Origin of the sequence: Streptomyces sp. NBC_00316 (assembly GCF_036158715.1) — a bacterium.
GTDB lineage: Bacteria > Actinomycetota > Actinomycetes > Streptomycetales > Streptomycetaceae > Streptomyces.
The window spans coordinates 4,184,770-4,206,665 of sequence record NZ_CP108023.1; the positions used below are offsets into that span (position 1 = coordinate 4,184,770).

Here is a 21,896-nt window from a genome sequence, read left to right on the forward strand (position 1 = left end):
CGCCGTCGTCTCACCCTGCCGCGACGCATGCTCCGTGCCATCCGGATTGCCCCTGGAGAGGAGCACAACATGCGTACAGGCAAGGAATACCTGGCAGCACTGAACGACGGCCGCACGGTCTGGGTGGGCGACGAACTCGTCGACAACGTGGCCACGCACCCCAAGACCCGGGCGTACGCCCGGAGCCTCGCGGACTTCTACGACCTGCACCACCGCCCGGACCTCCAGGACGTCATGACGTTCGTGGACGAGGACGGCGTCCGGCGGTCCATGACGTGGTTCCAGCACCGCTCCAAGGAGGACCTGAAGCGCAAGCGGCGCTACATGGAGACGGTCCTGCGGGAGACGGGTGGCGGGGCGACCCCGCGCACCCCGGATGTCAACAACTACGTCCTGCTGACCTACGTCGACGACCCGGAGCCCTGGAGCAGCCAGGCCGTCGGCACCGACGGGAGGGACCTGACCAAGGGGATCCTCGACTTCTGGAACCTGGTGCGGGAGGGCGACCTCAACACGACGCCCGCGTTCGTCGACCCGCAGACGGACCGCTCACGCGATTCCGCCCAGGCCGAGTCCCCTGCCCTGCAGGTGGTCGGCACCTCGGACGAGGGCATCACCGTGCGGGGCGTGAAGGCGATCGGCACAGGTGCGGCCTTCGGCGACTGGATCCACATCGGCGTCTTCTACCGCCCCGGCATTCTGCCGGAGCAGATCATCTTCGGGGCGGTGAAGCCCAACACCCCCGGCGTCACCATCATCTGCCGCGAGAGCAACGTCCGGGACGGCGAGGAGGTCGAACACCCGCTCGCCTCCCAGGGTGACGAGCTGGACAGCGTCATCGTGTTCGAGGACGTGTTCATCCCCTGGAACCAGGTGTTCCACATCGGTAACCCCAAGCACGCGTCGCTGTACCCGCAACGCGTCTTCGACTGGCTGCACTACCAGGCCCTGGTCCGGCAGATGGTGCGCGCCGAGCTGATGCTCGGTCTGGCCCTGCTGGTCACCGAGCACATCGGCACCTACCAGCTGCCGCCGGTCCAGACCCGGATCTCCCGGTTCGCCGGCTTCCACCAGACACTCAAGGCACATGTGATTGCTTCCGAAGAGGAAGGGTTCCACACTCCCGGCGGCCTCTATAAGCCGAACGTCCTGATGTTCGATTTCGGGCGGGCGTACTACCTCGAGAACGTCGCCGAGATGGCCCACGAGATCGTCGACCTGGCCGGTCGTGCCTCGCTCATCTTCCCGACCGAGGGGCAGTGGCAGCGGCCCGAACTGCGGCCGTGGCTGGAGGCGCTGCAGACCGGACCGGTCGGCAGGCCGCATGACCGGCTGAAGATCAGCCGCGTGATCCGCGACCTGTTCCTGTCCGACTGGGGCGACCGCATCAGCACCTTCGAGAACTTCAACGGAACGCCCCTGCTGGCCATCCGCACACTCACCATGAAGCGCGCCGAGATGTCCCCGAGCGGCATCATGGCAGACCTCGCGCGCAAGGTCTGCGGCATCGAGAAGGTGGAGGAGGAGAAGGAGACCGCGTACACGGCTCAGGCGGACTACGCCCGACGCCAGGACGCCAAGTAAGCAGAATTCGAGGGCCCGGGTCAGAGCACACCGCACTCCCGGGCCCTTGCGACCGCTGCGCTCCTGTCGTGCGCGTCGAGTTTGCGGAAGATGGCCCGTACCTGTGTCTTGACCGTGTTGTGGGACACATAGAGCTCGGAGGCGATCTCCCGCAGCGTCAGCGGTCCGCACAGGGCGCGGAGCACTCGGCGCTCCCCCAGCGACAGGTCCTGGGGGCCGGGGGCGGCAGGCGTCACGGCCGTGTCCTCGCCACCTCGGCCGAGCAGATCCGTCAGTGCCCCTAGCGACTCGCACCGGGCCGCCGCCCGCTCGGCCGCCTCGCGGGCCTCCCGGGCCGCGTCCGGGTTGTGCCGCGCATTCTCCAGCCGCGCCCGCGTGACGTGGCACAGGGCGCGTACGTGGGGTTCGCTTCCGGTCCGGGGCGAGCCCGCCAGCACCGCTTCCGCGTCGGCCAGAACCCGTCCGGCCTCATCGATGTCTCCCTCTTCGAGGAGTAGGCCGGCACGGCCGATATAGGCGGACACAGCGACGAAATGCCCGCCCAGACCGGCCGTCGCGGCCGCCTGGAGGGCCTCGTCACTCAGAATGCGCGCCTGCTCGTGCCGTCCGGCCAGCAGCGCACACACCGCCCGCAAACCCAGCGCGCGGACGAGCACCAAACCGTGCCCGGCGGCGAGTGCATCACGGGTCGCCTCGCCGAGCAGCGCCTCCGCCTCCTCGTACCGGCGGGTCCATAGCAGAGCGGTACCCCGGGCCGTACAGGCCAGGGCACGCCAGGAAGTCAACGGCATGGTGCCGGCAACGGCGGATTCGCCGAGACGGTCGGCGGTCAGCACCTCGCCCTTCAGATAGCAGGCCACGGCCTGAGCGACGGCCGCCGCATCGGACACGGTGCTGCCTTCGCCGACCGTCTCCGATCCCGTGTGCCTGAGCTGGGCCACATCCAGCCAGCGCCGGGCCGTTTCCGGGGCGCCCCCCGACAGAGCCGCCATGGCCGCCACGACACACAATCTCCCGTCGGCGGCGACCATGCGGGGCGGCAAGAGGTCCAGCCAATGCGTGACCTCCGCACTACGGCCTGCCGCGACCGCCTCCTCCCAGCCGTCGAGGACCGATGCGACGGCCGCGGGCTCATCGCCGCCCAGCACCCAGTGCCGTACGGCCGCGGTCGTCTCCCTCCGCCGGGCGTACCACTGAGCCGCCGACCGGTGCAGGGACACGACAGTGTCCGGCCCTTGAAACATCAGAACGTCGGACAGCAGCGGAGACAATGCTCGGTGATGCCGGTACGCCGACGGATCGGCGGCGGGCACGAGCAGTTGCACGGTCCGCGCGAGTTCACGCAGCACCACGCCCGCCTGCTCCCCGGCGAGGGCCTGGCACGGCCCGGCACTCAGCTCGTCGAGGACACTGGTGCGCAGCAGGAACTCGCGCTGCTCGGTGGTCAGCCGGTAGAGGACCTCGCCGGCCAGGTACTCGGAGACCGCTTGCCTGCCGCGGGCCAACTCCCTGTCCATATCGGCCTCGTTCTCGGACCGGGCGAGAGCGCGCCCCATGATGCACAGCCCCGCTGCCCATCCCTCGGTGGCCTCATACAGCGCGCTCGACGCGTCCGCGCTCAGAGCGGATCCGAGCAGACCGGTGAGCACGGCCTGTGCTTCCTCAGGGGTGAAGGCCAGGTCGTGCTGGTCGAGTTCGGCGACCAGGCCCCGGGCGCGCAGAGCCGGCAGCGGACTTCCGAAGAGGTGCCGGGTCGACACGATGATGCGGAATCCGTGGGGAAGCCTTGTCAGGAAGTCCCCCAGGCTGCGGACCGCGTCGACGTCCGTGATGGATTCCAGTCCGTCGAGGATCAGCGTGAGCGGCCTCTGTGCGCCCAGTCCGCTCACCAGACTCGGCAGGATCTCCTCGAGCCACGCATCGACCGTCCACCCGTCGCCGTCGAGGCGGGCGGGCAGGTCCGGCAGCACCTGGTGCAGCGCCCGCAGGATGCAGGACCAGAGCCGGCCCGGGGCGTTGTCGTAGGCGTCCAGGCTGAGCCAGGCGCACTCTCCGCGAGCCACTAGGCGGCGCGACCACTCGGTCAGGAGCACCGTCTTGCCGGCGCCGACCGGCGCGGAGAGCACCACGACGGGCTCGGTCGCCGCGTCAAGCCGGCGCAGCAGACGCGGGCGGGTCAGAAGATGCGGGGGCTGGGCCGCAGGATGCAGCTTGAATGCCGCAACGGAGCTGGTCATCACACTCTCCGTGGGGTCGTCGAAACGAGCGGAGCCCCCGACGTCCACAGCTCGCCTCGCAGGAGCCGGACATCGGGGGCGGTGGCCGGCCCGGTCACGGGCCAGGCGGCCTGGTTCGAACCGCTGCCGCCAGGACTAGTGCGCAGCCCTGAGCGTGCCGAAGCCGCCCGCGAAGTGGACCAGCGGTCGGCAGTTTGCCTTGTATGCCCACTGACGGACGTCACCCACGAAGATGGTGTGATCGCCACCGGGGAGCGCCTCGGCGACGTCGCACACGACAGCCGCGATGGCGTCCTTCAACACCGGCACGCCGTGGTCGTCGAAGGTCTCGACACCCGCGAACTTGTCCGCTTTGGAAACGGCGAAGTTCCGCGCCAGGTGCTCGCTGTCCTCGCCGAGGACATTGACGGCGAAGCGGCCGTGTTCCGCGATCGCGGTCCGCGTGTACAGGTGGTTGCCGATGCAGACGAGCAACTGGAGCGGGTCCAGGGAGAGGGCGGACACGGCACTCGCCGTCATGCCGATGGGCGTGCTTCCAGAGCATGTGGTGATCACGCTGACACCCGTGGCGAGCCGGCTCATCGTGGCTCGGAAATCGACGGTCATGTCAAGGGTTTCAGTCATCGCAGGACCTCCTGGGTGTGTTGGCGGGCTTGATCGTTCGAGGGGGCGGGTAGGCGGGCCGCTGCCCCGTGACGTACGCGAGGTCAGCGCGGAGCGATCGCGCTTCGCCGAGTTCCGGGCGAAGTCGCGCGCCGGCCCGGTACGGGGCGCTCGACGACACCGGTGGCGCGCTGGGCCCTGGTGCCAGTGGCAAGGCGTCCAACGCTGGCTGTCAGTGCCGGAGAAAACACGTCCATGCCAGATGCCACCGCGTGTGCACACGGTCTGTCGGCTCATCGACGCAGTCGATCGACCAGGCGTCTCAAGTCCGCGGACGGCTGCATCCGAGCTCGTTCATGGTGTGCAGACAGCCGACTGCGTATGCGGCGGGGTGACGCTTCAGTCGGCGGGGAGGGGTTCGAGGACGAAGGTGTGGCGCAGCACGGTGTACGGCTGGTCGGTCGGCCCGCGCCTGGGCCCGGAGTCGGCCGCGTACGTGTCATAGGACGCGACCAGCGACTCCTTGACCCCGAACACCGGATCCGCATCCAGGTACGGGTCGTCCGAAGGGAACAGCATGGTGGTCACGCGCTGGAATCCCGGAGCCTCGATCAGCAAGTGCACATGGGCGGGACGCATGAGCGACCGGCCGGTCGCGCCCATGATTTCGCCGACCGGGCCGTCACCGGGTATCGGGTAGCTGGACGGGCGGATGGAACGGAAGCTGAAGAGTCCCGTCTCCTCGGTCCGGAACAGCGCACGCATGGCCGGGTCGACCCGGCCGGGCACATCCACGTCGTAGTGGCCCTCCGCATCGCTGTGCCACACGTCCACCGCCGCGCCGGCCACCGGCGCTCCCTCACGGTCGACGACTCGTCCCTCGAAGAACAGCGGGGTACCGGGCAATCCTCCGGAGATGTCGGCGGCGTCGGGGGGCTGCGGCCTGTCGTCCCTGAAGAAGGGGCCGAGGACGCTGTTCTGTGTGGCTTCGGCAGGGCGTCGATTGCTCAGGGCGTCGACCAGCATGGTGACGCCCAGCACGTCGGACAGCAGGATGAACTCCTGGCGCGTCGGGGTGCACATCTGCCCGGTGCGAGTCAGGAAGTCCACTCCCCGGGCCCACTCCTCCTCCGTCAGTTCCACGTCACGGACGAAGGCGTGGACGTGCCGCACCAGCGATTCCATGATCTCCGCGAGGCGGGAGTCCTTGGTGTCCTGCATGGTCGAGATCACGGCCTCGGTGATGGTGTCGCTGGTCAGATCACGCATGGTGCGCTCCCGTGGTGGTCGAGGCTTCGATGACGGAGCCGGACTGAGGATCTTCGTTGCCGGGTGAGCTCGACGGCGCCTCCCCGGCCCAGGCGCGGGTCAGCAGGGCGCGGACAGCGTTCCGGTCCACTGGTCGCGGATTCCAGTAGCCGTCCCGCACGACGAGTTCGGCCGCCTGCTCGATCCCCGATTCCGGCAAGCCGAGGTCCCGCAGCGCCCGGGGGGCGCCGAGCCGCCCGGCGAAGTCGAAGAGGCCGCTCGCGGCGTCGTCCCCCCGCAGCGCCTGCGCGATGCGCGCCATGGCCTCCGGGGCCGCCGGCCCGTTGTGGGCGACCACGTGTGGAAGGACGACGGCGTGCGTTTCGGCGTGCGGAAGCCCGAACGTGCCGCCCAGCACATGGCACACCTTGTGATGCAGGGCCATGCCCACCGTGCCGAGGCACGTGCCCGCCAGCCACGCCCCGTACAACGCGTCCGCCCGCGCCGCTGCGTCGTCCGGACGCCGCGCGACGACCGGAAGGGATCGGATAAGGGAGTCGAGTGCTTCACCGGCCATCAGAAAGGCGACCGGGTCCCGGTCCTGTGCGTAGAGGGCCTCCACCGCGTGCGCCATTGCGTTGATGCCGCTGACCACTGATGTCGCCACGGGAAGTGTGAGCGTCAGATCGACGTCGTACACCACCGTGTTGAGCAGCACTTCCGGCAGGCGCCGGGTCGTCTTCCTGCGGCCTTCGGTCTCTCCGAGGATCGGCGTCATCTCCGAGCCGGCGTAGGTAGTCGGCAGCGCCAGCTGCGGAACACCGGTACGCGCGGCGATGGCCTTGCCGAGGCCGATGGTCGATCCACCGCCGAGGGCGAGCACGGAGTCCGCTCCCACGGTCCTGGCGTACCCGACCGCCTTCTCCGTGACGTCGACAGGGGTGTGCGCAGCCGCTTCGGCGAAAGTTCCCGCTGCTGCAGCACCCAGCAGGTCGCGCATCTGCGCCGCCTGGTCCACTTGACCAGGTGTGCACAGGATGAGCACCCGACGGCATCCGAGAGCATCGGCCTCTTCCGGGATGCGGCTGCGCGTACCGCTGCCGAAGACCACCTTGGTGATCTGTCCCCGGTGCACGAATGTCTTCATGAGAATTTCCTCGGTCCTACCGCTCCTGTGTTCATGGAGGAAAGCGTCGACACTCGGATGATGTGCGTCAATAAAATCTGTGAGTGATAACGCGGATCGGCGCGGGAATACCTTTTTCGCGCGACGCACTCCGACCCAGCGGCCTGGGGATCGGGCGCGATATCCCCCATCTGCGGGATGCCGACGGACGCCCAGGCGTTGCACCGTGCAGCACGTGTCTGTCAGGTGGGACACGAGGAGGCGGCGGGTCTGCGGCAAAGCCGCTCCCGCTATTCCCACGACGCCCGCAAACGATATTGGAGAGCCTGGCCTAATTCTTGATGTTGCGTTACCGAAAACAGCGTCCGATGGGTCCACATTGGCGAGAGGCAGAGTAAAAGAAGATGGATAAAGTGGTCGCCACGGCTTTGGAGGCTGTTTCGGATGTGCCGGAGGGTGCGTCGTTGGCGGTGGGCGGGTTCGGGTTGAGCGGTGTGCCGAATGTGCTGATCCAGGCTCTGTTGGAGCGGGGGGTGTCAGGGCTCGGCGTGGTCTCGAACAACTGCGGGGCGATGGAGTCGGGCCTGGCCGTGCTGCTCAGGGCCGGGCGGATCGCCCGGGTGACGGGCTCATACATCGGCGCGAACAAGGAGTTCGCCCGGCAGTATCTGGCCGGTGAGCTGGAGGTCGAGATGATCCCGCAGGGCACCCTCGCCGAAAGGCTGCGCGCCGGCGGCGCCGGGATCCCCGCCTTCTACACCCCTGCCGGGGTGGGTACGCAGATCGCCGACGGCGGGCTGCCCTGGCGCTACGACGGCTCGGGCGAGGTGGCGCTGGCCTCTCCGCCGAAGGAGATCCGCGAGTTCGACGGCACCCGATACGTGTTGGAGCGTGGCATCCGCACCGACTTCGCGCTGGTGCGGGCCGCGACGGGCGACCGGCACGGCAACCTCGTCTTCAGCAAGTCCACCCGCAACTTCAACCCGCTGGCCGCCATGGCGGGCAAGGTCACGATCGCCGAGGTGGAGGAGCTGGTCGAGCCGGGCGACATCGAACCGGACGCGGTGCACCTTCCGGGCATCTTCATACAGCGGGTGGTAGCCCTCACCCCCGAGCAGGCGACGGACAAGAAGATCGAGCAGCGGACGGTGAGCAGCTGATGGCGTGGACGCGGGAAGAGATGGCCGCGCGGGCGGCACGCGAGCTGGGGGACGGCCAGTACGTCAATCTCGGCATCGGGCTGCCCACCATGATTCCCAACCACCTTCCCCCGGGCGTCGAAGTGGTCCTCGAATCGGAGAACGGCATCCTGGGCACCGGCCCGTATCCAACCGAGGCCGAAGTCGACCCGGACCTGATCAACGCGGGCAAGGAGACGGTGACTGTCCTGCCCGGCGCTTCCTTCTTCGACTCCTCGCTCTCCTTCGGCATGATCCGCGGCGGGCACATCGACGTCGCCGTGCTCGGCGCGATGCAGGTCTCCGCGAGCGGGGACCTGGCCAACTGGGCCGTTCCCGGCAAGATGATCACCGGGATCGGCGGCGCCATGGACCTCGTCCACGGCGCGCGCACCGTCATCGTCGTGATGACGCACACCGCCAAGGACGGCTCACCGAAGATCCTCACCGAGTGCGCACTGCCGCTCACCGGCAAGGCCTGCGTCAACCGGATCATCACCGACCTCGGCGTCCTCGACGTCACCGGGGACGGCCTCGTCCTCGTCGAGACCGCGCCCGGCGTGAGCGCCGACGACATCGTGGACAGGACCGACGCGAAGGTTCACGTCACCGAGGAGCTCTCGCCATGACACTGCGGGACGTCTACATCGTCGCGCGGTCCGCACGCCGTTCGGCAAATACAGCGGTTCCCTGGCCATGGTCCGCCCGGACGACCTCGGCGCGCATGCCAAGGCCGTCGACCTGGGGCTCGCGGGGTTCATCCAGACCGCGTTCTCTGTGGCACGCTCCGGCCGACCATGCAGCAGCAAGGATCCCTCGAATAGGCGATGCCCCCGGCCGGTGCCTGCCCGAAGCTGGTGGCGATGCCAGCGGACCACAGGGCGCGGCCGCGTCGCCGCCCGGCTTCTTCGAAGCCGTCGGTCCAGGCGGCGTCCCCGGCGACCGCGCCCGAGTCGCAGGCGCATCATCACCGCCGTGAATTTGCCGGGCGTCAGCGCCCGACTCTCTTGCGCACACCATCCACCACTGCCGAAATAGGGATAACGTCATGTCTCTCGCACTCCACCCCGCCGCCCAGGACCTTCTGTTCCGAGAGGCCCGGACGGCCAATACCTTCACCGATGAGCCCGTGACGGACGAACAGATGAGGGCCATCTACGACCTCGTCAAGTACGGCCCCACCTCGATGAACCAGCAGCCGCTGCGGATCGTCCTGGTCCGCTCCGACGACGCGCGGCAGCGGCTGGTGCCGCATCTCGCCGAGGGCAACCAGAAGAAGACCGCCACCGCCCCGCTGGTCGCGATCCTCGCCGCGGACAACGAGTTCCATGAGGAGTTGCCGACCCAGTTCCCGCACTTCCCGCAGGCCAAGGAGCTGTTCTTCTCCGAACGCGTGGTGCGGGAGAGGTCCGCTGCGCTCAATGCGGCGTTGCAGGTCGGCTACTTCATCGTCGGCGTCCGCGCCGCTGGTCTGGCGGCCGGCCCGATGACGGGGTTCGACGCCGACGGGATCGACAAGGAATTCTTCGGTGACGGCGAGCACTCCGTGCTGGTCGTGGTCAACATCGGCACGCCCGGAGATGCCGCCTGGTTCTCACGCAGCCCGCGCCTGGCCTACGACGAGGTCGTCACCACTGTGTGATACCGAGGCGCGCGTCTGTGGCCTGTGTGAGCGGCGCTAGAAGAGGATTCGCCCTACGAGCTCGTAACAGGATCTTGCTGAAGTGGCCTGGTCGGCCGTGACCGGTGTGACGATTCGACCGTTCGGGAGTGTGTGAGTACTCGCCGGTGGATCGTGGACGACGACTTGTGGTTGCTGATCGAGCCGTTGCTGCCGCCTCGGCCGGAGCGGTCACCGGGGCCGCGGCCGGTGCCGGACCGGCTGTGCCTGCAGGGGATCCTGTACGTGCTCTGCAACGACCTCGCCTGGCAACTGCTCCCGCTGGAGCTGGGGTTCGGCTCCGGACAGACGTGCTGGAGGCGACTGGAGCGGTGGCAGAAGGCCGGCGTCTTCGACCAGCTCCACCGCATCCTGCTCGCCGAGCTCAATGCAGCCGGCCAGCTCGACTGGTCCCGGGCCTGCGTGGATGGCTCCCACATCCGCGCGAAAAAGGGGACGCCGACACCGGTCCGTCGCCGGTCGACCGGCGGAAGACGGGCAGCAAACACCACCTGATCTGCGACGGACGCGGCACTCCACTCAAGGTCATCACCACTGCAGCGAACGTCGACGACGTCACCCAGACCCTCGCCCTGGTCGACGGCATCCCGCCCGTCGCGGGCAGGCCCGGCCGGCCCCGCCGACGCCCAGAAGCCCTGCTCGGCGACAAGGGCTACGACTCGAACCCGAACCGCGATGAGCTGCGCAAACGCCGGATCCTGCCCGTCATCTCCCGCAAGGGCTGCCCGAACATCAAAGACATGGGCAAGCTCCGCTACGTCGTCGGGCAGACCTTCGCCCTGCTCCACCAGTTCAAACGACTCGCCGTCCGCTGGGAACGCCGCACCGAACTCCACGACGCCTTCGTCTCCCTCGCCTGCAGCCTCATCTGCTGGCGCCGGCTCTAAGGATTGTCGTACTGGTGATACCTGCGTACGTGAATGCGAGCACGGCCCTCAAGGCCTCTCCGGCGGGTTGCGGCACCGGCCATCCGTCCCTGCGTCGCCGGTGACCCACTCCCGGCAGGTGTCACTCGAATGGAGTAACCAAACGCGCCACCCACATGGGTGAAGATCAAGCTGAGTAGTGCCCCAACCGAGGCAATCCGTGAAAGGGAAACCACATGCGCATTCGACGAACTCTCGCCGCCGTCATCGCCACGGCAGCCCTCGCCGGACTCGGCCTCACAGGTGCCGCCACCGCCACGGCCGCCACCCACAACGCCACCGCCACCGCCCACACCGAAAGCCTCACCCCGGGTGAGTGCGTGGACGGCGGCGGAAAGGTGGTCGGGATGAAGTGCGTCGGCGGTACGGGCGACGGGCAGATGGTCGACTAACGCCCACCGGGCGCCCCGCAGCCACGCGCCGCGGGGCGCTCCCGCGTCCGTCGCAGATCAGGTGGTGTTTGGCCACGGCCCTGGAGGCACAGATCAGGCAGGTGCTGGCGAGTGGCACGCCGCTCATCGCTCGCCAGACCCAGGGCAAGAAGAAGTAGTACGCCGAAAGCAAGCCCCCTGCCTGCGGTTTCTCCGCGAGTAGGGGGCTTGTTGCTGCCCTGGGGCCGTCGCTGGGCCGTCAGGTGATTCATCGGGCCGTATGAAGACAGCGGCCACAGCCGTGCGCGTACGTTCCTGGCTGGAGGGCATCAGGTGCGCATACACACGGAGCGTCAGCCAGGGGTCCGGGTGGCCGAGGTACCCCGGCGAGAGCCTCGGCACGGGACGACACGTTCGGCGTCCACAGTCGGCGGACGGACCGAGCGAGCCGCACACGGATTGCGCGGGAGATGACCGTCATCGGCGGCCGCGCTCAGGGCGGCTCGCACGTCGAAGCAGATCGTCAGGGCGTACGAGCCGCGGACGCCATTCCGCGCCGGTGCGAGGATGGCGTCCTGGTCGGACGCACCGGGAACACCACAGCCGCGTGACCACGGCAAGCCCTATGCTGCCGAGATGATCAAGCCGATTGAACTCGTCATATTCGACTGCGACGGCGTGCTGGTCGACAGCGAGCGCATCGCCGCACGTGTCCAGGTCGCACTTGGCGCAGAGCTGGGCTGGCCGCTCACCGAGGGCGAGGTCGTGGACCGGTTCATCGGGCGCTCGCACGCCGCCATCCGCGAGCAGGTCGCCGCCCGGCTCGGCGAGGACATGGCCACGATCTGGTCGGAGAGGTTCGAGCAACTCCACCGTGAGGCCGTGGATGCCGGGCTCGCCCCGGTCGATGGCCTGCCGGAAGCACTCGACGCGCTCACTCTGCCGACCTGTGTCGCCTCCAGCGGCTCCCACGAGAAAATGCGGCACACCCTGGGCCGCACCGGACTCTACGAACGCTTCGCGGGCCGCATCTACAGTGCCACTGAAGTCTCCCGCGGCAAGCCCGCCCCCGACCTGTTCCTGCACGCCGCCCGGCAGATGGGCGTCGATCCCGCAGCCTGCGTGGTGGTCGAGGACAGCCGGCCCGGCGTCCACGCCGCCCGCGCCGCCGGCATGCGGGCCTTCGGCTACGCCGGCGGACTGACCCCGGCCGAACGCCTCGAAGGCCACGACACCGTCGTCTTCCACGATATGCGCAAGCTGCCGGCCCTCGTCGCCGAGGGTTAACCACCCCCACACCCTGCACCGCGCCGACAGCCCGGCCTCCTGTAGGGCGCGTCCCGTGCACCACCGCTCTCAGACACTGCCGCCCGGTGGGGCGACCCCGGCGACCTTCGACTCGCCCCGGCTCCCGAATCGGGCCGGAGCCTGGCGCTTCCGGGCAGGGGGCGCCAGGATTGTGGCGGTCATGACTCACTACAGCTGGATGCGATTCTTCGCTCCCGACGCCGCCCACCGGAGCCTTGGACTGACCTGTCTCGGCGTCGGGGTGCAGCACGGTGCGCTGCCGGTCGTGGGACCTCGCACAGTGGACCGCCATGTCGCCGTCATGGTCTCCGGGGGCGGTGGCTGGTTCCGTCGCGGCACCGGCCCCGTCCATCCCGTCACCGCGCCCGCCCTGCTCTGGCTGACGCCGGGCGTCCCCCATGCCTACGGGCCCGACGCCGCGACGGGCTGGGAGGAGACGTTCGTCGCGTTCACCGGTCCCGCCACGGGCACGTACACCCGGCTCGGATACATCACCCCGGACCGGCCCGTCGTGCCGCTGAGCCGCACCGAAGGGGTCAGTGCCGTCGTCGACCGGGTCGTCCGAGCGGCCCGGCCCGGCAATCCGCTCGCCGATGTCGAGGCGTCGGTCGCGGTGCACGAGCTGATGCTCACCCTGCGCGCCGCCGCCGCACACGACGGGACCGCAGCCGACGGGTCCGTGGTGGAAGCGCTCGCCCGTAACGCCTTCCTGCCGCTGTCCGTCGACGGGCACGCAGCCCGGCTCGGGATGACCCCGGCCGGGCTGCGTGCGGCGGTGCGCCGCGCAGGCGGGCGTCGTCACCCCAGGGGTAGCGCCGCTGCTCGAGCCCGCCGCGGGCCGCGTACTCCCACTCGCTCTCGGTCGGCAGCCGCCCGCCGGCCCAGGCGCAGTACGCGGCAGCGTCCCGCCACGACACATGGACGACCGGATGGTCCCACCGGTCCTCCACCGAGGACCCCGGTCCTTCCGGGCATCTCCAGTACGCGCCCCGCACCCCGCACCACCACGGTGTCTGCGGCGGACGTGCGGAGACACGGCGCAGTTCACCCGGCAGGAAGCTCGCGAAGACGTACGACCAGCCGAACGCCTCTGCGTCCGTGCGGTGCCCGGTCTCCTCGACGAACTCGGCGAACAGCGCGTTCGACACCGTGTGGGCGCCGATGGTGAACGGCTCCACCACCACGGGCCGCACGGGGCCCTCGCCGTCCTGTGGGTATCCCCCGGGGTCGTCGGTGCCCATGAGGAAGGTGCCGCCGGGCAGCCGGATGCCGGTGCGGTTCCGATGGAGGTCCGTGGGAGCCCCGCCGGACGGTGAGGCGGGAGCGGCGGGAGGGCCGGTGAACGGACGAGGCTCTTCGACCCCGGCTCGTCCGGCGGCGCAGCATCCCTGGGTACGTTCGGTCACGACGAGCCTCTCCGGTCCTTCGGTGCCTGCCGGCCGGGCCGGCCGGGTCACAGACATGCCCTCAGCGCGGGCAGCACCGGATCCACCGGCTGCCCCGCCGTCAGCTCCCCGGCGGACACGAATCCTTCCGGACGGTCCGCGAGTTCGGCGACGAGCCGCGTCCGCCACCGGACCAGCCGATCGGTCGCCGCCGGGTCGCCGGACAGGTCGTGCAGTTCCTGGGGGTCGGCGTCGAGATCGAAGAGCTGCTCGGTGCCGGATCCCGACAGCCACACATACTTCTCGTGCCCGTCGGTCAGCCATTGGAGCGACTGACCCAGGATGACGTGTTCGCCGTGCAGCCACTCCCGCAGCGGCGCATGCCCGCCCCGCGCGGCCGGCAGCGCGCTGCGACCGTCGATGCCCTCGGGCGCCTCGAGTCCCGCCGCGTCCAGCAACGTGGGCATCACGTCGCGCAACTCGACCACCTCGTCGCACACCGCGCCCCGCGGCACACCGGGCCCGGCCAGCAGGAACGGGACACGCGCGGAGCCCTCGTACGGGAAGCCCTTGCGCCACATACCGTGATCACCGAGCATCTCGCCGTGGTCGGAGACGAACGCCACCACGGAGTCCTCCAGCAACCGGAACTCGTGCAGGGTCTGCAGAAACCGGTTGATCTGCTGATCGATATGCGCCATATGCCCGAAGTACCCGGCACGAGCCCGATGCCGGACATCCGGGGTCATCCGCCCCACCGGCGTGTCATGCACCCCGTCCCTGCGCCACGGGTCGTACACATCCGCCCAGTCACCGAGCGGCGGCTCCTGGGGCGGGGCCGCCAGGTACTGCTCGAACGCCCAGGCCGGTGGATCGTACGGAGGATGCGGGCGGTGGTAGGAGAGGAAGTGGAAGAAGGGCACAGTGGGGTCGCGCCGGTAGAGGAAGTCGATGGCGCGCGAGGTCGCCCAGTTGGTGGGGTGAAGCCGCTCGGCCTTGTCCCAGGGGCGGGCCACGTTCGAGTTGCAGTTCAGCCCGTGGTCGGCGTAGTCCTCGGCCGCGCTCACCCCGGCCTGCTCGCCCAGCCATGCCAGGTAGTCGTCGTAGCCGCGCGGATCTCGGTCACGACGGCGTGAGAAGTGCAGGTAACCGTCGTGCAGTTCGACGTCGTCGAAGCCGAGCCTGGCCCGCTCCGGGTAGACATGCATCTTGCCGACGCACTTCGTCTGGAACCCGGCGTCCCGGAAGGACCCGGCGAGCGTGGTCGTGTACGGGGTCCAGTCCACCCCGTCCTCGTACCCCACCCGCCCGTGCCGGGTCTGGGAGAGCCCGGTGTGCAGCGCGGCACGCGCCGGGACACAGGTCGGAGTGGCCGAGTAGACACGGCTGAACCGCGTTCCGCGGGCGGCGAGTTCGTCCAGATACGGCGTGCGCACCACGGGGTGCCCCTCGGCGGACAGACAGTCGCCGCGCCACTGGTCGACGCAGATCAGCACAACTCCGGTGCGGGTCATCACGGCCACTTCCCCACGGGCATGAAAGGTCGGGAGGGCAGGGCCGACGGCCATGCCCTCTGCGAACGGATCCGGGTTTCAGGCCCATTGATCTCGCTCCGTGACATGAACTGTCAAGGTTTGTTCAGACAAGTCCACCTGCGGTGCGGCTCAGTCCAAGTCGCCTTGCCTGCACGGCCGCCCGGCATGACGGGTGCCGCCGGCTCGACTGCCGATCCGCCTGGTCACCTCCGTTCTCCGGGCCGGGGCCGCCGCTAACCTGACCCCACACTGCGGAGCGAGTGGACAGAGCAGGAAAGCAAGGAGATCGGGAGAGCGGTCATGGGCGAGCCTCTGAAGACCTTCGTCGGCGGCACCGAAGTCGACGTGCCCAACAGCATCCCGGACATCCGCGCCGCGCTCCCCGACGAGAGACGCGAGGAGTTCGAACGCGCCATCAACGAGGCGGGGTTGCACGAGATCCAGGCGGTCATGCGGCACTGGATGCTGGAGGCGGTACCCGATCCCGAGGCGGAACGGATCCTGGACCGGCTGGCGCAGGACGAGGCCGAGAGGCGGAACGTCTCTTGAGGTTCCGCATCTCCTACGCTCCGCCCACCGACGACACCCTGGCCAAGATGCGGGACGGCGAGACGTTCCGGGACGAGATGGCGCGCACCCTGGGGCACGACCCGTACGGGCACGGGTCGTCGGCCGTCAAGAGCGAACACGACCGGCGCGAGGCGACGGTCCTCGGGGCCATCGTGCTCTATTACGTCTCCGGGTCCGTGCTCACCGTCACCGTCGTGAGGCTCGTCCCGCTGCCCTGAGTCCCGTCGCCGCTCCGCATCACGTCCAGCTGGTTCAGGCGAGCTTCGCGAGCTGCGCGTCGACCACCGCGGTCGGCAGTCCGAAGTCCTCCCCGGCGCCGGACGCCGCAAGGTTGAGCGAGGTGAACGAGGCGACCGTGGCGCCCTGGCGCGCGACCACGAGCTTGAGCGGGCCCTTCTCACCGTCCTGTTCCAGCACCACGGTCCAGGCCACGGCCTCCTCGCCGCCCGAGACCTTCTCCTCCTCGATCTTGACGATCTTCTGCTTCTCGCCCGCCACGGTGAAGTCGAAGCCGCCGGAGCACTGGGTGGCGGCGGTGCGCAGGGCGGCGACCGTGTCCTGGGCGCCCTTGCCGTCGTACGAGGAGAGGGAGGTCATCGTGGTCGTGATGTCGAAGGCCGCCTTGAACGCCTCCTCCGCGTTCGCGCCGTCCTTCTTCTCCTTCTTGGGCTCGCTGACGACCTTGCGCTGGTTGGCCGCCGAAGGCTTGCCGACCTGGGCGCCCATCAGCGCATCGGCGAAGCTGTCGCATGCCTTGTCGGCCGCCGTGACGTCGGCGGCGGCGACGGTGTCGGCCTTGCCCGCCTTGCTGATCTTGTGGCCCTTGACGTCGCCCTGGACCAGCGCGGCCTTCTCCAACTCGGCGGCGGTCAGTGCCTTGACCGCCGCAGGCTGCGCCGGGGCGCTCTCCTCGGCCTTGGCCCCGTCCGCGCCTGCGCCACCGGAATCCGTGCCTCCGCAGGCGGTGGCGACCAGAGCGAGGGAGGCCGCGCAGGCGGCAAGAGCGGTGCGGCGTATGACGGTGGGCCTCATGGCGCGACCCTATGAGTCTGCTGTGGTTTGACGATCAACCATTTCGGGCACGGGAGTTGATCGTGATTGCGTTGTGATCATCCCGTGAAAATGCCCGGCCGGCGCAGAACGGTCCGGCCCGCAATCGATGCAGAGGGACATGCGCATGCAGAGCCCAGCAACCGTTTCGACCGTTCTCGACGCCGTCGGCGTCGGGGCGGACGACATCGCCGCGTGCGTGCCGCTCACCGGTGGCACGTACAACACCGTCACCCGCGTCACGCTCACCGACGGCCGGGACTGGGTGGTGAAGATACCGCCGCCGTCCACCGCCCCGGGCATGCGTTACGAACGCGACCTCCTCGTCAACGAGGTGACCTTCTACGCGGAGGCGGCCGCGCGGAACGTCGCGGTCCCCCACGTCGTGCACAGCGTGCTCGATCCCGGCGCGGCGACCGGACCGTATCTGGTCATGTCGACCTGTTCGGGACAGCCCTGGTCCGGGGCCGCCGCGACCATGACGGACGGTGAGGAGCGGCGGCTCAGGCATGAGCTGGGCCGGCAGGTCGGTCACCTGCACGCCGTCACCGGGCCCGAGGGATTCGGCTACCCGGCCCAGGCGCTGGGCCCGTTGGCCCCTGCCTGGCGGCAGGCGTTCACCGCGATGACCGACGCCGTGCTCGCCGACGCGGAAACCTACCGCGTCCGCCTGCCGCGTCCGGCGGACCGTATCCGTGCGCTGCTCGCCGCCGCGGCGCCCGTCCTCGACGACGTCACCCGGCCCGTCCTCGTCCATTTCGACTTGTGGCAGGGCAATCTGCTCGTCGACGGGGACCCGGGTGCCCGGAGCGCCGGCGCGATCGTCGACGGGGAGCGGATGTTCTGGGGCGACCCGGTCGCCGACTTCGTCTCGCTGGCCCTCCTCGGGAACGTGGAGAAGGACGAGGAGTTCCTCGCCGGGTACGCGACGGGGCCGGGCGGGGCCGTGGAGTTCGACGCGTCCGTGCGGCTGCGGCTGGCGCTCTACCGCTGCTACCTCTACCTGATCATGCTCGTGGAGACCGTGCCCCGCCGCACCCCTGCCGAGCAGCGGGAGTGGGTCCGGCGCGAGGTGGAGCCGCAGCTCGAATCGGCCCTGACGGACGTGGAGTCGGCGCTGCGGACGTTTGGCTGACACGGCACCGGGCGACGCCGCGCCGGCGCTGCGGACCGGGAGCGGCCGCAGCGCCGGTGCCGGTCAGCGCACCAGCGCGCGCTGCGCGTCGTGCAGGTTCGGCGGCCACACCGCTTCCGGTGTGCCGTAGGCCTCCAGCCGGGTGTGCAGATCGCCGGCGAAGTCGGGAACGTCGATCTGGTCGAACTCCGTCACCTCGCTGACGCCGACCGTCGCGCTGTACGGGGCGAGCCCGTCGATCCGCATCAGGCCGGCCCGGCCGTTGGTGACCCGGATGTTCCAGTGCGTGAAGCGGGCGCCGAAGAGCGGTCCGGCGCTCGCGTCGCCGCCGTGCCGGCCGTTGTTGTTGACCGTGATGTCGGTCCGGACGTTGGCGAACGGCATCCCGCGGTGCGAGTCGAACGTCCCCATCTCCATCTCACCGCGCGACCAGACGTTGTGGCTGGACAGCCCCTCGACGTTGATGCCGTGCAGCTGCGTCCCCGCGGGTGCCGGGACGGTGCGCTGAGCGATGGTGAAGTCCTCGATCAGGTTGTCGTGCGAGCCCTCGCGGCAGTAGTACGGGTGGTGCGAGCCGCGGCCCTCGACCCGCGTACGGCGCAGGGTGCAGGCGGACGCGCCGATCAGTCCGAAGCCGTTGTCGACGTGGCGGACGGTGATGTCGTCCGCCCAGCAGTCGTACGCACACTGGAACGCGACGCCGTTGTACCCCTTGTCGAGCAGGTGCAGCGACTGCGGGGTCTCGATCGCTTCGAGGGTGAGGCCCTCGACGCCCGAGCCGGTCAGCGGAGTGGCGAGGGTGGTCAGACGCGGGTCCCACTCGGGACGGACATCCAGCGGGAGCGGGCGTTCCAGGGTGACTTCGCGCCCGTGCACGGCGGTGATGCGGACCGGCCACTCGTGGGGAACGTACGAGGTCAGCTTGGTCTTGTCGTCCCAGTAGTAGGCCTCCGGGCCGGGGCCTTCGCCCGCCATGTGCTCCAGGAGGGTGTGGTCGGCGTCGTCGGCGAGGCGGAGCAGGACGAGCCGGCCGCGCTTCAGCTCCTTCGTGGACTCGACGGTGATCGTCCGGTCGCCGCGGCGCGCGGGTGCGACCGTCGTCAGCGTCCGCCACTCGTCGCGCTTGTTGCCGGTCCATCCCTCGAAGGGCCAGGCCTTGGCCTTGATGGCGTCGGTGAGCGAGGTCCAACGGTCCTGCGGGCAGAGCCAGATGAGGCCGCCGGCCCAGGACCAGCTGGACTTGTCGCCGCCGTAGCGGCTGCCGTACACGCCGATCAGCTCGGTGAGGTTCTTGGTCGCGTACAGCTTCGTACGTCCGCTGCCCGCACCGCGGACCACCACGTTGCTGTGGCCGATCCTGATGATGTCGTCGATGCGGTACGTGCCTTCGGGGATGAGTACCGTGCCACCGCCACGCTCTCCGGCAGCGGCGATGGCACGGTTGATCGCGGGGGCGGCGTCGGCAGAGCCGTCCGGTTCGGCGCCGTAGTGCAGGACGTTCGCGACGACCTTGCGGTGCCGGGGGAGGGCGGAACCGCCCTTGTAGCCGGCCCGGCCGATGAACGGGACCTGGGCGTGGGTGAAGGGGGCAGCGGCGAACTCCCGCCAGAGCGGGGACGTGGTGTGCGGCGCACCGCCCGCGGCGCTCGCGGCGTGCGCTGTCCGGGTTCCCGGCGCCGACGCCGCCCGGGCCGTTCCGGCACCGTACCCGCCCGTGGCCACGGCGGCGGCGACGGCCACCGCGCTGCCGAGCAGCCCACGTCTGCTGATGCCGCTGGTGTTGCTGCTGATGTTCCCCGCCGGAGCCATCGAACCGACCGCCTTTCATGCATGTGAACGACGTTCATATCTGCGTCGGCGGTGAGCATGCCACGGTGCGGCAGTGCAGCGAAAGAGTCATGCACTGCCGAATCGACGGGACGGTAAAGGTCAGTTGGCGGGGCGCTGAGTCAGATGCGTGAACGCATCCAGGTTCCGCGTGGATTCACCGCGCGACACCCGCCACGCGTACTCCTTGCGGATCGCGCTCGCGAAGCCCAGCTCCAGCAGCGTGTTGAACGAGCCGTCGGCCGCCTCGAGGACCGTACCGAGCAGCCGGTCCAGCTCCTCGGGGGTGACGACGGAGAGCGGCAGCCGGCCGGCCAGATAGATGTCACCGAGCCGGTCGATCGCGTAACTCACGCCGAAGAGCCGGAGGTTGCGCTCCAGCAGCCAGCGGTGGACCGCCGCGTCGTTCTCGTCCGGGTGGCGGATGACGAAGGCGTTGAGGGAGAGCGAGTGCCTGCCGACGAGCAGCGAGCAGGTGGTGGAGAGCTTGCGGGTACCGGGCAGCTTCACCACGTAACTGCCGGGCTCGGGGCTCTCCCATTCCAGCCCGGCGTCCTTCAGCGTCGCCTCGATGACCTGCTCTGCCTGCTTGACCTGCGGCGCATCAACGTCAGCCATGGTGCGAGCGTACGCGACGGCGGTGCTCGTGCATCGCGGCCGTATAGACGTCGGCGGTCGCGGACGCGGCGGTGTCCCAGCCGAAGCCCTGCGCATGTGCGGCGGCCGCCGCACCCATCCGGGCGACGAGCTCCGGCGACTCGGCGAACCGGGCCAGCTGCTGCGCATACGCCTGCGGCTCGTGCCCGGGGACCAGGAAGCCGCTCACCCCGTCCCGTACGGCCACCGGCAGCCCGCCCACGGCCGCCGCGACGACCGGGGTGCCGGCCGCCTGCGCCTCGATGGCGACCAGGCCGAACGACTCACTGTACGAGGGCATGACCAGCACGGACGCCGCCCGGAACCAGTCGGCGAGCCGGTCCTGCCCGACCGGCGGGTGGAACCGTACGACATCGGTGATGCCGAGCCGCGCCGCGAGCTTCTGCAGCCCCTCCGGCTTGGCGAGACCGCTGCCGCTGGGGCCGCCGACCACCGGTACGACCATGCGGGACCGCAGTGACGGATCGCAGTCCAGCAGCACGGCCACCGCGCGCAGCAGTACATCGGGGGCCTTCAGCGGCTGAATGCGGCCCGCGAAGAGCGGAATGAGGGCGTCCTGGGGCAGCCCGAGGCGGGCCCGGGCGGCGGCCCGGCCGTCGGCGGGGCAGAAGCGGTCCAGGTTGACCCCGGGGTGGACGACGGCGACGGCCGCCGGATCGGCCTCGTAGAAGCGGACGAGCTCGTCCGCCTCCTCCGCGGTGTTGGCGATCAGCCGGTCGGCGGCGCTGACGATCTGGGTCTCGCCGATAACCCGGGCAGCCGGTTCGGGGGTGTCGCCGTCGGCGAGCGCCGCGTTCTTCACCTTCGCCATGGTGTGCATGGCATGGACGAGGGGAACGCCCCAGCGCTGCGCGGCGAGCCAGCCGACGTGGCCGGAGAGCCAGTAGTGGGAGTGGACCAGGTCGTAGTAGCCGGGGCGCTGACCGGCCCATGCCTGCATCACACCGTGCGTGAAGGCACAGAGCTGGGCGGGCAGATCCTCCTTGGCCAGACCCTCGTACGGCCCCGCGTCGACGTGCCGGACCAGCACGCCGGGCGCCAGCTCGACCGACGGGGGCAGGGCGCCGGTGGTGGCCCGGGTGAAGATCTCCACCTCGATGTTGAGCGCGGCGAGCCGCTTGGCGAGCTCCACGATGTAGACGTTCATGCCGCCCGCGTCACCCGTGCCCGGCTGGTGCAGCGGGGAGGTGTGCACGGAGAGCATCGCTATGCGACGGGGCTTGCGGTGACTGCCGGGGAAGGCGGTCGGGAACCTCAGGCGCGGCGCCATACGGTTGCTGCCGAGCCGAGAGACGTACTGGCTCACGTCGTCCGGTCCTCCTCGCTCGGGGCATGACACCGAGGGGGCATGGCGCTCCCTCGAAAGCCTTGAACAGCGGAACGCAGCCATTTCATTTCCGCCCCGCCTGCCACTTTGCCAAATCATTACGCTCGCGCACAGCGCGTCACCACGACCGCACCCCGCCCGGGTCCGG

Annotated in this window: 19 protein-coding genes and 3 pseudogenes; 11 read left to right on the forward strand and 11 right to left on the reverse strand. The window is 69.7% G+C overall.

The features are described from left to right. The first annotated feature begins 69 nt into the window (after positions 1-69). The gene (locus OG878_RS18600) at positions 70-1,584 is read left to right on the forward strand and encodes a 4-hydroxyphenylacetate 3-hydroxylase family protein (RefSeq protein ID WP_328887825.1); all 1,515 of its coding nucleotides are present in this window, start codon (positions 70-72) and stop codon (positions 1,582-1,584) included. A 20-nt stretch (positions 1,585-1,604) separates the two neighbouring features. On the opposite strand, the gene OG878_RS18605 is transcribed toward OG878_RS18600, so the two are convergent. From OG878_RS18605 to OG878_RS18620, 4 genes are all read right to left on the reverse strand, one after another. Continuing rightward, a complete protein-coding gene (locus OG878_RS18605) occupies positions 1,605-3,821 on the reverse strand; it encodes a LuxR C-terminal-related transcriptional regulator (RefSeq protein ID WP_328887826.1) in 2,217 nt (738 codons plus the stop codon). Positions 3,822-3,956: 135 nt separating this feature from the next. Next, a complete protein-coding gene (locus OG878_RS18610) occupies positions 3,957-4,445 on the reverse strand; it encodes a flavin reductase family protein (RefSeq protein ID WP_328887827.1) in 489 nt (162 codons plus the stop codon). 378 nt (positions 4,446-4,823) lie between these two features. Beyond that, on the reverse strand, positions 4,824-5,693 hold the full coding sequence (locus tag OG878_RS18615; protein WP_328887828.1) for a dioxygenase family protein: 870 nt from the start codon (positions 5,691-5,693) through the stop codon (positions 4,824-4,826). Then, the gene (locus OG878_RS18620; protein ID WP_328887829.1) at positions 5,686-6,819 is read right to left on the reverse strand and encodes a maleylacetate reductase; all 1,134 of its coding nucleotides are present in this window, start codon (positions 6,817-6,819) and stop codon (positions 5,686-5,688) included. Before OG878_RS18620 ends, OG878_RS18615 begins: the two co-directional genes overlap by 8 nt. Before the next feature lie 383 nt (positions 6,820-7,202). On the opposite strand from OG878_RS18620, the gene OG878_RS18625 reads away from it, so the two are divergent. The 5 genes from OG878_RS18625 (at position 7,203) to OG878_RS18650 (ending at position 10,975) form a co-directional block, all read left to right on the forward strand. Further along, the gene (locus OG878_RS18625; protein ID WP_328887830.1) at positions 7,203-7,958 is read left to right on the forward strand and encodes a CoA transferase subunit A; all 756 of its coding nucleotides are present in this window, start codon (positions 7,203-7,205) and stop codon (positions 7,956-7,958) included. Then, entirely contained in the window at positions 7,958-8,605 is a 648-nt protein-coding gene (locus OG878_RS18630; protein ID WP_328887831.1) for a CoA transferase subunit B, read from the forward strand. The genes OG878_RS18625 and OG878_RS18630 overlap by 1 nt, the downstream gene beginning before the upstream one ends. Positions 8,606-9,024: 419 nt before the next feature. Beyond that, a complete protein-coding gene (locus tag OG878_RS18640) occupies positions 9,025-9,618 on the forward strand; it encodes a malonic semialdehyde reductase (protein WP_328887832.1) in 594 nt (197 codons plus the stop codon). Between the two features lie 150 nt (positions 9,619-9,768). Continuing rightward, a protein-coding gene (locus OG878_RS18645) for an IS5 family transposase (RefSeq protein ID WP_443049260.1) occupies positions 9,769-10,544 on the forward strand; the annotation gives its coding sequence in 2 pieces (ribosomal slippage) (positions 9,769-10,084 and positions 10,084-10,544; 777 coding nt in all). A 215-nt stretch (positions 10,545-10,759) separates the two neighbouring features. Further along, positions 10,760-10,975, forward strand: coding sequence for a hypothetical protein (locus tag OG878_RS18650; protein ID WP_267008500.1), 216 nt, complete (start codon positions 10,760-10,762; stop codon positions 10,973-10,975). A gap of 380 nt (positions 10,976-11,355) precedes the next feature. Here OG878_RS18650 and OG878_RS18655 read toward each other — a convergent pair. Next, a pseudogene (locus OG878_RS18655) lies at positions 11,356-11,505 on the reverse strand (site-specific integrase); the annotation flags it as partial. Positions 11,506-11,590: 85 nt separating this feature from the next. Between OG878_RS18655 and OG878_RS18660 the strand changes: the two are divergent. Then, positions 11,591-12,241: an HAD family hydrolase gene (locus tag OG878_RS18660; protein ID WP_328887834.1), complete on the forward strand. Its 651-nt coding sequence runs from the start codon at positions 11,591-11,593 to the stop codon at positions 12,239-12,241. Positions 12,242-12,440: 199 nt separating this feature from the next. Then, positions 12,441-12,860 (forward strand): annotated as a pseudogene (locus OG878_RS18665) (AraC family ligand binding domain-containing protein); the annotation flags it as partial. Between the two features lie 196 nt (positions 12,861-13,056). Here OG878_RS18665 and OG878_RS18670 read toward each other — a convergent pair. Further along, positions 13,057-13,668 (reverse strand): annotated as a pseudogene (locus OG878_RS18670) (SUMF1/EgtB/PvdO family nonheme iron enzyme); the annotation flags it as partial. Between the two features lie 47 nt (positions 13,669-13,715). Further along, entirely contained in the window at positions 13,716-15,161 is a 1,446-nt protein-coding gene (locus OG878_RS18675) for an arylsulfatase (RefSeq protein WP_328887836.1), read from the reverse strand. A gap of 321 nt (positions 15,162-15,482) precedes the next feature. Here OG878_RS18675 and OG878_RS18680 point away from each other — a divergent pair, with 321 nt between their 5' ends. Continuing rightward, positions 15,483-15,731, forward strand: coding sequence for a hypothetical protein (locus OG878_RS18680; RefSeq protein WP_328887837.1), 249 nt, complete (start codon positions 15,483-15,485; stop codon positions 15,729-15,731). Then, positions 15,728-15,970 carry a hypothetical protein gene (locus OG878_RS18685; protein WP_328887838.1) on the forward strand — a complete coding sequence of 81 codons (243 nt, stop codon included), beginning with the start codon at positions 15,728-15,730 and terminating at the stop codon, positions 15,968-15,970. The genes OG878_RS18680 and OG878_RS18685 overlap by 4 nt, the downstream gene beginning before the upstream one ends. A 34-nt stretch (positions 15,971-16,004) precedes the next feature. On the opposite strand, the gene OG878_RS18690 is transcribed toward OG878_RS18685, so the two are convergent. Next, entirely contained in the window at positions 16,005-16,784 is a 780-nt protein-coding gene (locus OG878_RS18690) for a hypothetical protein (protein ID WP_328887839.1), read from the reverse strand. A 139-nt stretch (positions 16,785-16,923) separates the two neighbouring features. Here OG878_RS18690 and OG878_RS18695 point away from each other — a divergent pair, with 139 nt between their 5' ends. Further along, the gene (locus OG878_RS18695) at positions 16,924-17,937 is read left to right on the forward strand and encodes a phosphotransferase family protein (protein WP_328887840.1); all 1,014 of its coding nucleotides are present in this window, start codon (positions 16,924-16,926) and stop codon (positions 17,935-17,937) included. Positions 17,938-18,000: 63 nt separating this feature from the next. Here OG878_RS18695 and OG878_RS18700 read toward each other — a convergent pair whose 3' ends face one another. The 3 genes from OG878_RS18700 to mshA form a co-directional block, all read right to left on the reverse strand. Further along, positions 18,001-19,746: a glycosyl hydrolase family 28-related protein gene (locus OG878_RS18700; RefSeq protein WP_328887841.1), complete on the reverse strand. Its 1,746-nt coding sequence runs from the start codon at positions 19,744-19,746 to the stop codon at positions 18,001-18,003. A gap of 120 nt (positions 19,747-19,866) precedes the next feature. Continuing rightward, a complete protein-coding gene (locus tag OG878_RS18705; protein WP_328887842.1) occupies positions 19,867-20,382 on the reverse strand; it encodes a YbjN domain-containing protein in 516 nt (171 codons plus the stop codon). Continuing rightward, positions 20,375-21,727, reverse strand: a complete 1,353-nt coding sequence (gene mshA / locus OG878_RS18710; RefSeq protein WP_328887843.1) for a D-inositol-3-phosphate glycosyltransferase — start codon at positions 21,725-21,727, stop codon at positions 20,375-20,377. The genes OG878_RS18705 and mshA overlap by 8 nt, the downstream gene beginning before the upstream one ends. Between the last annotated feature and the right edge of the window lie 169 nt (positions 21,728-21,896).